The 12,100-nt window shown below is 60.8% G+C and carries 11 protein-coding genes; 4 read left to right on the top strand and 7 right to left on the bottom strand.

Annotation, left to right across the window (positions count from 1 at the left end):
* The 7 genes from ACRESJ_RS06260 to bioB all read right to left on the bottom strand — a co-directional run.
* A partial coding sequence (locus tag ACRESJ_RS06260; protein ID WP_431757135.1) for a phenylacyl-CoA dehydrogenase occupies window positions 1-1,714 on the bottom strand: 1,714 nt, incomplete at its 3' end.
* 276 nt (window positions 1,715-1,990) lie between these two features.
* Window positions 1,991-2,287 (bottom strand): pyrroloquinoline quinone biosynthesis protein PqqE, encoded by a 297-nt coding sequence (locus tag ACRESJ_RS06255; RefSeq protein WP_431757134.1) that lies wholly within the window; start codon window positions 2,285-2,287, stop codon window positions 1,991-1,993.
* Between the two features lie 107 nt (window positions 2,288-2,394).
* A complete protein-coding gene (gene bioD, locus ACRESJ_RS06250) occupies window positions 2,395-3,075 on the bottom strand; it encodes a dethiobiotin synthase (protein ID WP_431757133.1) in 681 nt (226 codons plus the stop codon).
* Window positions 3,072-3,884: a malonyl-ACP O-methyltransferase BioC gene (gene bioC, locus ACRESJ_RS06245; RefSeq protein WP_431757132.1), complete on the bottom strand. Its 813-nt coding sequence runs from the start codon at window positions 3,882-3,884 to the stop codon at window positions 3,072-3,074. The genes bioD and bioC overlap by 4 nt, the downstream gene beginning before the upstream one ends.
* Window positions 3,877-4,608, bottom strand: a complete 732-nt coding sequence (locus ACRESJ_RS06240) for an alpha/beta fold hydrolase (RefSeq protein WP_431757131.1) — start codon at window positions 4,606-4,608, stop codon at window positions 3,877-3,879. The genes bioC and ACRESJ_RS06240 overlap by 8 nt, the downstream gene beginning before the upstream one ends.
* Window positions 4,601-5,779 carry an 8-amino-7-oxononanoate synthase gene (gene bioF / locus ACRESJ_RS06235; protein ID WP_431757130.1) on the bottom strand — a complete coding sequence of 393 codons (1,179 nt, stop codon included), beginning with the start codon at window positions 5,777-5,779 and terminating at the stop codon, window positions 4,601-4,603. Before bioF ends, ACRESJ_RS06240 begins: the two co-directional genes overlap by 8 nt.
* A 174-nt stretch (window positions 5,780-5,953) precedes the next feature.
* Entirely contained in the window at window positions 5,954-7,009 is a 1,056-nt protein-coding gene (gene bioB, locus ACRESJ_RS06230; protein ID WP_431757129.1) for a biotin synthase BioB, read from the bottom strand.
* A gap of 92 nt (window positions 7,010-7,101) precedes the next feature.
* Here bioB and ACRESJ_RS06225 point away from each other — a divergent pair, with 92 nt between their 5' ends.
* The 4 genes from ACRESJ_RS06225 to ACRESJ_RS06210 all read left to right on the top strand — a co-directional run bounded on the left by ACRESJ_RS06225 (window position 7,102) and on the right by ACRESJ_RS06210 (window position 12,050).
* On the top strand, window positions 7,102-7,842 hold the full coding sequence (locus tag ACRESJ_RS06225) for a ComF family protein (RefSeq protein ID WP_431757128.1): 741 nt from the start codon (window positions 7,102-7,104) through the stop codon (window positions 7,840-7,842).
* Between the two features lie 188 nt (window positions 7,843-8,030).
* Window positions 8,031-8,795 (top strand): TOBE domain-containing protein, encoded by a 765-nt coding sequence (locus tag ACRESJ_RS06220; protein ID WP_431757127.1) that lies wholly within the window; start codon window positions 8,031-8,033, stop codon window positions 8,793-8,795.
* A gap of 66 nt (window positions 8,796-8,861) precedes the next feature.
* Complete coding sequence (locus ACRESJ_RS06215; protein WP_431757126.1) at window positions 8,862-10,763, top strand: PhoX family protein; 1,902 nt, start codon at window positions 8,862-8,864, stop codon at window positions 10,761-10,763.
* Window positions 10,764-11,075: 312 nt separating this feature from the next.
* Window positions 11,076-12,050, top strand: a complete 975-nt coding sequence (locus tag ACRESJ_RS06210) for a serine/threonine protein kinase (RefSeq protein WP_431757125.1) — start codon at window positions 11,076-11,078, stop codon at window positions 12,048-12,050.
* Window positions 12,051-12,100 lie beyond the last annotated feature (50 nt).

Genomic DNA, 12,100 nt, shown 5'->3' with positions numbered 1-12,100 from the left:
GGATGCGCTGGAAGTAGAAACGCGCAGTCTGCAGCTTGGCGGTGTAGAACGCCTCTTCGGTGGTACCGGCAGCCAGTTTCTCGGCAGCCAGGCGCGCCATGTCAGCCCAGAAGTAGGCCAGGCAGGCGTAACCCGAGTACATCAGGTAGTCCACCGAGGCCGCGCCGACTTCTTCGCGGTCTTTCATGGCAGCCATACCGACCTTCATGGTCAGCTCGCCCCATTCCTTGTTCAGTGCAGCCAGCGGAGCGACGAACTCTTGAACCGCTTCGTTGCCTTCGTTGGTCTGGCAGAACTTGTGGACGATCTTGGTGAAACCCTTGAGGGCTTCGCCTTGAGTCATCAGCACTTTACGGCCCAGCAGGTCGAGTGCCTGGATACCGGTGGTGCCTTCGTACAGCATCGAAATGCGGCTGTCGCGAACGTTCTGCTCCATGCCCCACTCGGCGATGAAGCCGTGGCCGCCGTAGATCTGAACGCCGTGGTTAGCCGACTCGAAACCAACTTCGGTCATGAAGGCCTTGGCGATTGGGGTCATGAAAGCCAGCAGTGCGTCGGCTTTCTTCTTCTCTTCTTCGTCCACGCCGTACTTGACGATGTCGACCTGCTTGGCGGTGAAGTAAACCATTGCACGGTTGCCTTCGGCGAACGCCTTCATGGTCAACAGCATGCGACGTACATCCGGGTGCACGATGATCGGGTCAGCGGCTTTGTCCGGTGCTTTCGGGCCAGTCAGCGAGCGCATTTGCAGGCGATCGCGAGCGTATTTCAGGCCGCCCTGGAAACCGACTTCAGCGTGGGCCAGGCCTTGCAGCGCAGTACCCAGACGTGCGGTGTTCATGAAGGTGAACATGCAGTTCAGGCCTTTGTTCGCCGGGCCGATCAGGTAACCGGTGGCCGCGTCGAAGTTCATCACGCAAGTGGCGTTGCCGTGGATGCCCATCTTGTGTTCCAGGGAACCACAGGACACGGCGTTACGCGCGCCAACCGAACCATCGGCGTTCGGCAGGAACTTCGGCACGATGAACAGGGAGATGCCTTTGGTGCCAGCCGGTGCGTCCGGCAGGCGGGCCAGCACGATGTGGACGATGTTGTCGGCCATGTCGTGTTCACCGGCCGAGATGAAGATCTTGGTGCCGGAAACCTTGTAGGAACCGTCGGCCTGAGGCTCGGCCTTGGTGCGCAGCATGCCCAGGTCGGTGCCACAGTGCGGTTCGGTCAGGCACATGGTGCCGGTCCACTCACCGGAAACCAGCTTGGTCAGGTAAGCCTCTTGCTGCTCAGGGGTGCCGTGCTCGGAGATGGTGTTCATCGCACCGTGCGACAAGCCAGGGTACATGCCCCACGACCAGTTGGACTCGCCAACCATTTCGCTGATGGCCAGACCCAGGGATTCTGGCAGGCCTTGGCCGCCGTGCTCCACGTCGTGCGCCAGGCTTGGCCAGCCGCCTTCAACGAATTGTTTGTAGGCTTCTTTGAAACCAGTCGGAGTCTTAACGCCGGACTCGCTCCAGGTGCAACCTTCAAGGTCACCCACGCGGTTCAGCGGAGCCAGCACCTGCTCACAAAACTTGGCGCCCTCTTCGAGAATGGCGTCAACCATGTCTGGAGTTGCGTCCGCGCAAGCCGGAAGGCTCTGATAATGCGCCTCGTAGCCGAGCAGTTCGTCACGTACGAAGCGAATATCACGCAAGGGGGCCTTGTAGTCAGGCATAGCGATAAACCTCTGCTGATGTAACCGGGAATGAGCGACCGTGTTAGATTGTTATGACGGTCAAACAGTTGTTTGAAACATACGTTTACGACCAAATCTTGTCAAGCGTCGATCTTTGGCCGCTTGTCATCGCGTGCTTGCCATACAGAGCGCACGGCGACGCAACGTCGTTGCTCAAGCAACACGCCATTAGGAAAAGAATAGTTTGCAAATAAGGACTTACGATGAAAAACGCCGCGAAGTTTCGCGGCGTCAGTGATGCGGGTTCAGTGAGGATCAGGCAAAGGTATCGATCAGCGTACCGAGCAGTTCATCGGAAGCCTTGGCGACCTTGGCCCCCAGTTCCACCTGAAATTTGCCTTGGGCCATATCCACTATGTTGCTGGTCACGTCCGATTGCTGGCTGCGATCGACCGAACGCAGGCGATCGGCCTGAACCTCGGTGGACTGGCTGGTAACCGAACGTTCGATGGTGTTGTTGGCGATCTGGCCAGCGGCTTGATCGACACGGTTCTGCCCTGTCTGAATGGTGCTCAGACCGGCATAAAAAGCGGTGCTTCCTGAGATTTCCATGGGAGAACTCGTCCTTGCAAAGGATAACCAGCGCTCATTGAAGCAGACCTTCCCGTAAAACGCCCGACAAAAACACTAATGGCACAGTGCCTTGTCATAGGCAAACGCTAGTCCAGAAGGTCCAGTTGAAGATGCTCCGCCACCGCTTCGGCCGTGACCTGCTTGAGCTTTGGTACCCGCCCCAGGCACGGCGCCGGGAGGCGTTCAGCCAGGGTGGCGAGGTTTTCTTCCAGGCGCGAAGTCTTCGGATCGATGATGTTGGCCACCCAACCCGCCAGCTGCAAACCATCCCGGGCAATCGCCTCAGCCGTCAGCAATGCATGACTGATGCAGCCCAACCGCACACCAACCACCAGAATCACCGGCAGATCCAGCGCGATTGCCAGGTCTGAAAGATTGTCCTGATCGGCCAACGGCACGCGCCAGCCACCGGCGCCTTCAATCAAGGTGAAATCGGCCTGCAGATCCAGAATCTGCTGCATCGGCGTGACCAGCGATTGCACGGTCAGCGCGATGCCAGCCTCCCGCGCGGCCAGGTGCGGCGCAATCGCCGGCTCCAGTGCCACCGGATTGACCTGTGGGTAAGTCAATGGCAACGAACATTCCGCCAACAGCGCCAGGGCATCGGCGTTGCGTAAGCCCTTGGGCGTCACGTCACAACCCGAGGCGACGGGTTTACCCGCTGCCGTGCTCAGGCCTGCCGATCGCGCGGCATGCAGCAATCCGGCGGCTATGGTGGTTTTGCCGACATCGGTATCGGTGCCCGTGACGAAATAGGCTGCGCTCATAGGGGTTTCTCCAAAACCGCGTACACCACTTGGTAAGTCGCCGGCAGGCCCTGGGGCTGACGAAACTGCTCATAAGCCTCGATCAAACCCAGAATCCGCGCCCGCCCGGTCAATCCACCCGGCCGACCGGGATTGAGATTATGCGCACCCAGGGCCTTGAGTTCATGGGTCAGGTTGCGTACGTCCGGGTAATGCAACACGTGAGGACGGGTTTCCAGTTTGAGCACCTGCAAGCCGCTGGCCGCACACAGTTGTTGGTAAACGGCAAACTCGCGAAAGCGATTGACGTGCACCATGCCATCCACCTGACGCCAGCTGTCGCGCAGCTCGTACAACGTGCCAACGCACAGACTGGCAAATGCAAAAACACCACCTGGCTTGAGCACGCGCCAGGCTTCGCTGAGTACCGAACCAAAGTCGGCGCACCACTGCACAGCGAGGCTGGAAAAGACCAGGTCACAGGTCGAATCGCGCAATGGTAAACGCTCGGCATCGCCCGCGATGAAATGGGTAGCGCCGCCCGATGGTCGGGCGTGATTGAGCATGCCTTCGGCGATGTCCAGCGCCAGCCCTTGCCCCTCGGGGAACCGCTCAGCCAGCGCACGACTGAAATGCCCGGTGCCGCAGCCCAAGTCGAGCCAGCGTCCTGGTACGAAATCAGCGGGCAGGCGACTCAGCAATTGGCTGCCGACATCTCGCTGCAACTCGGCGACGCTGTCGTAGCTCTGCGCTGCGCGGGAGAAGGAGGCTGCTACCTGGCGTTTGTCGGGCAAACCGCCTGGCAGGTTGGGAAGGGATAAATCAGTCATCGCCGGACTCATGCAAGAAAGCGTGGATCGCCCCCGCCACACCGTGGGGGTCTTCCAGCAGGAACGCGTGGCTGGCCTGTTCAATCAGGCCGACTTCTACATCCGGCAGCAGCGACAGCAGGTCGCCGGCTGCTTCGGCGGGCACCAGACCATCAAGGCCGGCGAAAAGATGTAACTGAGGGCCGCGAAAGGCCTGCAAGGCTTGTCGGCTATCCAGCTGCGCAAGCACTTCAAGCCCGCTCATCAAGACCGCGTTCGGACAGTTGGGCGCACCGCCGAGCATCAACCGCGATAACCCGCGCGGGTCTTCGGCGCCTTGTGCGCACAGTAGCGAAAAGCGTTTCAAGGTCGTACGCGGGTCGGCCGCGCAGCCGGCCAGAAACGCATCGAAGGTTTCGCCGGGCATCGCACTCGGCCACTGTTCATGGCTGACGAAAGACGCATTGCTCGCCAGGGTCAGCAAGCCGCAGCAACGATCGCCACGACGGGCCGCCAATTGCGTGGCAAGCATGCCGCCCAGGGACCAGCCGCCCAGCCATGCATCCTGCGGGATGGTCGAATCAAGTTCATCAAGCCACTCTTCAGGATCGCTCGACGCCAGCTCCGGCAAAGGCTCGATTTCCACCCGCAGGTGTTCGTCCAGGCCTTGCAAGGCCGCCGCCAGTGGCTCCAGCGGGGAAATTCCGAGCCCCCAGCCGGGCAGCAGAATCAGTCGATCACGCATGGCTTGTTTCCGGTCCCAGTTGTTGAAAACAATCGGCCAATCCTTCTAACAATAGCTGGACCTGCGCCTCGCTGTGGGCGGCGCTCAGGGTCACACGCAGACGGGCGCTGCCGGCGGGCACGGTTGGCGGACGGATCGCGGTCACCATCAGGCCGCGCTCACGCAACATCTGCGACAACCGAACCGCGCGACCGGCGTCGCCGATCATGATCGGCTGGATCGGGGTGAAGCTGTCCATCAGCTCCAGGCCAATCTGTTCGGCGCCTTGGCGGAACTGGCGGATCAACGTCTGCAAATGCTCCCGGCGCCAGTGCTCGCTGCGCAGCAGCTCCAGGCTTTTCAGCGTGGCGCAAGCCAAGGCCGGTGGCTGACTAGTGGTGTAGATGTACGGGCGGGCGAACTGGATCAGGGTTTCGATCAACTCTTCACTGCCGGCGACAAAAGCACCCGCCGTACCGAATGCCTTGCCCAAAGTACCGACCAGTACCGGCACCTCTTCCTGACTCAAACCGAAGTGCTCGACGACACCGCCCCCGTTGGCACCCAAGGGACCAAAACCATGGGCGTCATCGACCATCAGCCACGCACCCTTAGCCTTGGCTGCCCGGGCCAGCGCGGGCAGATCGGCGATGTCACCGTCCATGCTGAACACGCCGTCGGTGACCACCAGTGTATTGCCGGTGGCTTTTTCCAGACGCTTGGCCAGGCTCGCAGCATCGTTATGCAGATAGCGATTGAACCGCGCGCCGGACAACAGTCCCGCATCGAGCAGCGACGCATGGTTGAGTCGGTCTTCGAGCACGGTATCGCCCTGCCCGACCAACGCGGTCACCGCGCCGAGGTTGGCCATGTAGCCGGTGGTAAACAGTAAGGCACGTGGACGACCAGTCAGATCGGCCAGGGCTTCTTCCAAAGCGTGATGCGGGCCGGCATGGCCGATGACCAAATGCGAAGCCCCACCACCCACGCCCCACTTCGAAGCGCCGGCACGCCAGGCTTCGATCACTTGCGGGTGATTGGCCAGGCCCAGGTAGTCGTTATTACAGAACGCCAGCAACGGCTGACCATCGACCACCACTTGCGGGCCTTGGGGGCTTTCGAGCAGCGGGCGTTGGCGATAGAGGTTTTCGGCACGACGGGCAGACAGGCGTGCGGCGAGATCGAAAGACATGCAGGCCTCGGACAGTCAGATCACATGAATCGATGTAGACACAGACCCTGTGGGAGCGGGCTTGCCCGCGATAGCGATTTAACAGTCGACATTTATGTTGAATGTGACGACGTCATCGCGGGCAAGCCCGCTCCCACAGGGTTTTGCATTCCGTCAGGGGAATGCATGCATGTTTCAGACTGCAGCGTTATAAAACTGCTCGCTGCTCTTCTGCTCCACCAACGCCTGCTCAATGGCGGCCTGATGCACTTCATCGGCATGCTCTTCCCGGGCTTCCGGCTGGATACCCAGACGCGAGAACAGTTGCATGTCCTTGTCGGCCTGCGGGTTGGCGGTGGTCAGCAGTTTCTCGCCGTAGAAAATCGAGTTGGCGCCAGCGAAGAACGCCAGGGCTTGCATCTGTTCGTTCATGGCTTCGCGGCCGGCGGACAGGCGCACGTGGGATTGCGGCATCAGGATGCGAGCAACGGCGAGCATACGAATGAAATCGAACGGATCGACGTCTTCGGCATTTTCCAGTGGCGTGCCAGCGACCTTCACCAGCATGTTGATCGGCACCGACTCCGGATGCTCCGGCAGGTTGGCCAACTGGATCAGCAGGTTGGCGCGGTCGTCGAGGGACTCGCCCATGCCGAGGATACCGCCGGAGCAGATCTTCATCCCCGAGTCACGCACGTAGGCCAGGGTTTGCAGGCGCTCGCTGTAGGTACGGGTGGTGATGATGCTGCCGTAGAACTCCGGCGACGTATCGAGGTTGTGGTTGTAGTAGTCGAGGCCGGCCTTGGCCAGCGCTTCGGTCTGGTCCTGATCCAGGCGACCGAGGGTCATGCAGGTTTCCAGGCCCAGCGCTTTCACGCCTTCGACCATCTTCAGTACATAAGGCATGTCTTTGGCCGACGGATGTTTCCATGCCGCGCCCATGCAGAAACGGGTCGAACCGATGGCCTTGGCACGAGCGGCCTCTTCGAGGACCTTCTGCACTTCCATCAGCTTTTCTTTTTCCAGGCCGGTGTTGTAGTGACCGGACTGCGGACAATATTTGCAATCTTCCGGGCAGGCGCCGGTTTTGATCGACAGCAGGGTCGACACCTGGACGCGGTTGGCGTCGAAATGCGCGCGGTGCACCGTCTGCGCCTGGAACAGCAGGTCATTGAATGGCTGAACGAAGAGAGCTTTGACTTCGGCCAAAGACCAGTCATGACGCAGGGTTGCAGTGGTGCTGGCGCTCATGGGCGTTTCCTTTGTTTTATGCTTGGCACGCGGCTGGGTAATGGAATGCCCACAGTCGCTTCACAGTGTTTCGGCATATTTAAGGAAGAGAGATGCGCTGTCAACCGCGATACGATGGACCGGTTTACATCTGGTTAAAAAACAAACAACACTGTTTGCTCTGCGATGAAGCGGCCGATGGCGCCACGCCCCTGTGCATGCCTTGCGAAACCGATTTGCCGTGGCTCGGCGATCATTGCCAGACCTGCGCCCTTCCACTCCCCGCAGCAGGCCTGACGTGTGGTCAATGTTTGAAGCAGCCGCCGGCCTTCGAACAGGTCATCACTCCCTGGACTTACAGCTTTCCGATCGACAGCCTGATTACTCGCTTCAAACACAACGCGAAGTGGCCGTTTGGCCACCTGCTCGCCGAGCTTCTCGCCCAGGCGCTGCACCATCGCTACGAAGAGGATCTGCCGCGACCGGCCTTGCTGGTTCCAGTACCGCTGGCGACCCGACGGCTGCGCCAACGGGGGTTCAATCAGGCCGCGATGCTGGCGCGCTGGCTCAGCGCAAGCCTCGACATTCCTTGCGACGAACGGCTGGTATCGAGGACTCATGACACCGATGCGCAACAGGACCTCAATGCCCAGGCGCGTAAAAAGAACCTGCGCAACGCCTTCGCCCTCGCACCTGATGCTTCGATCAAAGGCCGTCACCTGGCCTTGGTCGACGATGTGCTGACCACGGGCGCCACCGCCCAGGCATTGGCTCGCCTGCTGATGGACGCAGGCGCGGCACGGGTCGATGTCTATTGCCTCGCCCGTACACCCAAACCAGGTGACGGAAATTGACCTGAAAACATAAAACCCTGTGGGAGCGAGCCTGCTCGCGATGAGGTCATCACATTCAATAAGGATGTTGACTGACACCCCGCCATCGCGAGCAGGCTCGCTCCCACAGTGAGTGTGGGGGCACAGCTTGACTCCTACGCCATCAGCCGCCAACGTCCCCACTATCGTCTCAACCAAAGCCTGCCGCCATGTCCCTGCCCACCCTGTTGTCCCAGCACATTGTCCGCCGCCCGCAACGCATTGCCCTGCTGCAGCACATCGCCGAACAGGGCTCGATCACCCGCGCCGCGAAGAGCGCAGGCTTGAGTTACAAAGCGGCGTGGGATGCCATCGATGAGCTGAACAACCTCGCGCAGAAACCGCTGGTGGAGCGCGTTGTCGGCGGCAAGGGCGGTGGTGGCGCGAAGCTGTCCAGCGAGGGCGAGCGGGTATTGCGCCTCTATCAAAAGCTGCAGGCGTTGCAGGCTCAGGTGCTGGAAGCCGCTGAAGAGGCCAGCGATCTGGATCTGCTCGGTCGCTTGATGTTGCGCACCAGCGCCCGCAATCAGCTGCACGGCAAAGTCGTGGCGATCGAGTCGCAGGGACGCAACGATATTGTTCGCCTGGAAATGGCCGAAGACCTGATCGTGAACGCGCAAATCACCCACGACAGCACCGAGCGACTGGAACTGCAAATCGGCACCGACGTCGTGGCATTGATCAAGGCGGGCTGGCTTGAGGTGCTGGGTGCGGAAGACAACACAACATCCGGATACAACTTTCTGAACGGCATCATCGAAGACATTCTCGAGGCCGAGGATGGCCCAAGCGAAGTGCGCATCAGCCTGCCCAGCGGCCAGACACTCTGTGCACTGGCCGAGCCCCATCACCTGCAAGCCCGCACGCTGACCGTTGGCAAACCGGTGCGCGCACAGTTCTCGCCCACCAACGTTCTGCTCGGCACACCACTGTAAGGACGCTGCAACAAATCCTTCATCACCCATCGTTAAGGTGACTGCAAAAATCGCAGGGAGCCTGATGTGAGCCTATTAGAAGACAACCAATCCACCGACCTCGAACAAATGGTCGGCCTCAGCCGCCGTGGTTTCATCAGCGCCGGCGCACTGTGCGGGGCCGCGATGTTTCTGGGCGGCAATCTGTTGAGCCGCAGCGTGATGGCCGCCAGTGTAAACGCCGGCACCAGCACATTGCTGGGTTTCCCCAGCATTCCCGCTGCCACCACCGACAGCATCAGCCTGCCGCCCGGCTACAAATCGTCGGTGCTGATCAGTTGGGGCCAGCCCTTGCACAAGAATGGCCCGGCCTTCGATCCGAGCGGCAATGGCAGCGCCGAACATCAGGAAGTGCAGTTCGGCGACCACAACGACGGCATGAGCCTGTTCGCTTTCCCCGGTGATAAAAACCGCGCACTGATGGCGATCAACAACGAATACACCAACTACCGCTACCTCTACCCTCACGGCGGCATGCCGCAATCGGCCGAAGAAGTACGCAAGGCCTTGGCCGCCGAAGGCGTGACGGTGCTCGAAGTCCAGCGCAAAGACGGCCACTGGCAGTTCGTCCAGGACTCGCGCTACAACCGACGCATCCACGGCAACTCGCCGATCGCCTTCAGCGGCCCGGCCGCCGGTCACGAGCTGTTGAAAACCAGCGCCGATCCACAGGGCAAAAAAGTGCTGGGCACCTTCCAGAATTGCGCCAATGGCAAGACGCCGTGGGGCACTTACCTGACCTGCGAAGAAAACTTCACCGACTGTTTCGGCAGCAGCAATGCAGAACAGAAGTTCGACGCCGCACAGAAACGCTACGGCGCCGTGGCGACCAGCAAAGAGATCAACTGGCACCCGCACGATGCGCGCTTCGATCTGGCCAAGAACCCCAACGAATTTAATCGCCACGGCTGGGTGGTGGAGATCGATCCGTTCGATCCGCAATCGACCCCGGTCAAGCGCACCGCGCTGGGTCGCTTCAAGCATGAAAATGCCGCCCTGGCCGAAACCCGCGACGGCCATGCCGTGGTGTACATGGGCGACGATGAGCGTGGCGAATTCATCTACAAATTCGTCAGTCGCGACAAGATCAACCACCAGAACCCCAAGGCCAACCGCGACCTGCTGGACCACGGCACCCTGTACGTGGCGCGCTTCGACGCGGGCGACGGCAATACCGATCACCCAAAGGGCCAGGGTGAATGGGTCGAACTGACCCACGGCAAAAACGGCATCGACGCCAGCAGCGGGTTTGCCGATCAGGCCGAGGTACTGATTCACGCACGCCTGGCCGCCAGCGTGGTCAAGGCCACGCGCATGGATCGCCCGGAATGGATCGTGGTCAGTCCCAAGGACGGCCAGGTCTACTGCACCCTGACCAACAACGCCAAGCGTGGCGAAGAAGGGCAGCCGGTGGGTGGGCCGAATCCTCGGGAGAAGAACGTCTACGGGCAGATCCTGCGCTGGCGCACCGACCGCGATGATCACGGTTCCCACACTTTTGCCTGGGACCTGTTCGTAGTCGCGGGCAACCCGGATGTGCATGCCGGCACGCCGAAGGGTGGCTCGTCGAACATCACCCCGCAGAACATGTTCAACAGCCCCGATGGCCTGGCGTTCGACGATGCCGGTCGACTGTGGATTCAGACTGATGGCGACATGAGCAACGCTGGTGATTTCGCCGGCATGGGCAATAACCAGATGCTCTGCGCCGACCCGGTAACCGGAGAAATCCGCCGATTCATGGTCGGACCCATTGGTTGCGAGGTGACAGGCATCAGCTTCTCGCCCGATCAGAAAACCTTGTTCGTCGGGATCCAGCATCCTGGCGAAAACGGCGGCTCGACCTTCCCCGAGCATTTGCCCAACGGCAAGCCGCGGTCTTCGGTGATTGTCATTACCCGTGAGGATGGCGGGATCGTCGGCGCCTGATCCGGCCTCATCGCGGGCAAGCCCGCTCCCACAGGGTTCTCGGTTGTTCACAATTGTTGCGTTCACACCGGCCCACTGTGGGAGCGGGCTTGCCCGCGAAGAGGGAGTGTCAGTCGACATCGATGGCGCCTGACCGTACGCATTCGTCGGAACGCCGCCCGGAGCAAGCCCGCTCCCACAGGATCACCACGAGCCCTGTAGCAGCTGGCTTGCCGGCGATGACGTCGGCCAGGACAACACTCACCTCAAGCCACGCCGTCTGCGCTACCATGCCTGGCCGGACGCAGCAGCCTGCTGCGCGCAGGAGTCAGCATGGCCCACCCGTTTGATACGCTCACCCCAGACCTCGTGCTCGATGCCGTCGAAAGCATCGGCTTTCTCAGCGACGCGCGCATCCTGGCGCTCAACAGCTACGAAAACCGTGTCTATCAAGTCGGTATCGAAGACGCCGAACCGCTGATCGCCAAGTTCTATCGCCCGCAGCGCTGGACCAACGAAGCGATTCTGGAAGAGCACCAATTCACGTTCGAGCTTGCCGACTGCGACGTGCCGGTCGTCGCGCCGTTGATCCACAACGGTGAATCCCTGCACGAGCACAACGGTTTCCGTTTCACCCTGTTTCCCCGCCGTGGCGGACGTGCTCCAGAGCCGGGCAATCTCGATCAGCTGTATCGCCTGGGTCAACTGCTCGGTCGGGCGCACGCAGTCGGTTCAATCAAGCCGTTCGACCATCGTGAAGCGCTCGGTGTGAAGAACTTTGGTCATGACTCGCTGACTACCTTGCTCGAAGGCAATTTCATTCCCAAAAGCCTGCTGCCGGCCTACGAGTCAGTGGCCCGGGATCTGCTCAAGCGCGTGGAAGATGCCTACAGCAACACGCCCCATCAGAACATCCGCATGCACGGCGATTGCCACCCCGGCAACATGATGTGCCGCGACGAGATGTTCCACATCGTCGATCTCGACGACTGCCGCATGGGCCCGGCTGTTCAGGACATCTGGATGATGCTCGCCGGTGATCGTCAGGAATGCCTGGGCCAACTGTCGGAACTGATGGACGGCTACAACGAGTTTCACGACTTCGATCCCAGGGAACTGGCATTGATCGAGCCCCTGCGCGCGCTGCGCCTGATGCACTACAGCGCCTGGCTCGCCCGCCGCTGGGACGACCCGGCCTTCCCGCGCAGCTTTCCGTGGTTCGGTACGGAACGGTATTGGGGGGATCAGGTGCTGGCGTTGCGTGAACAATTGGCGGCGCTCAATGAAGAGCCACTGAAGCTCTTCTAACCCGCACAAATACAATGTGGGAGCGAGCCTGCTCGCGATTACGGTAGGTC

The sequence above is a fragment of the Pseudomonas sp. genome (assembly GCF_050739655.1).
Lineage (GTDB): Bacteria > Pseudomonadota > Gammaproteobacteria > Pseudomonadales > Pseudomonadaceae > Aquipseudomonas.
This window is presented reverse-complemented; position numbering and strand designations above follow the sequence as displayed.

Excerpts from the sequence above, each read along its gene's own strand:
- bioD (WP_431757133.1), bottom strand. The coding sequence starts at position 3,075 with ATGAGCGCAGCCTATTTCGTCACGGGCACCGATACCGATGTCGGCAAA.
- ACRESJ_RS06220 (WP_431757127.1), top strand. The coding sequence starts at position 8,031 with ATGTCCCTGCCCACCCTGTTGTCCCAGCACATTGTCCGCCGCCCGCAA.
- bioB (WP_431757129.1), bottom strand. The coding sequence starts at position 7,009 with ATGAGCGCCAGCACCACTGCAACCCTGCGTCATGACTGGTCTTTGGCC.
- bioC (WP_431757132.1), bottom strand. The coding sequence starts at position 3,884 with ATGACTGATTTATCCCTTCCCAACCTGCCAGGCGGTTTGCCCGACAAA.
- ACRESJ_RS06255 (WP_431757134.1), bottom strand. The coding sequence starts at position 2,287 with ATGGAAATCTCAGGAAGCACCGCTTTTTATGCCGGTCTGAGCACCATT.
- bioF (WP_431757130.1), bottom strand. The coding sequence starts at position 5,779 with ATGTCTTTCGATCTCGCCGCACGCCTGTCTGCCCGTCGTGCCGAAAAC.
- ACRESJ_RS06240 (WP_431757131.1), bottom strand. The coding sequence starts at position 4,608 with ATGCGTGATCGACTGATTCTGCTGCCCGGCTGGGGGCTCGGAATTTCC.
- ACRESJ_RS06210 (WP_431757125.1), top strand. The coding sequence starts at position 11,076 with ATGGCCCACCCGTTTGATACGCTCACCCCAGACCTCGTGCTCGATGCC.
- ACRESJ_RS06225 (WP_431757128.1), top strand. The coding sequence starts at position 7,102 with ATGCGCTGTCAACCGCGATACGATGGACCGGTTTACATCTGGTTAAAA.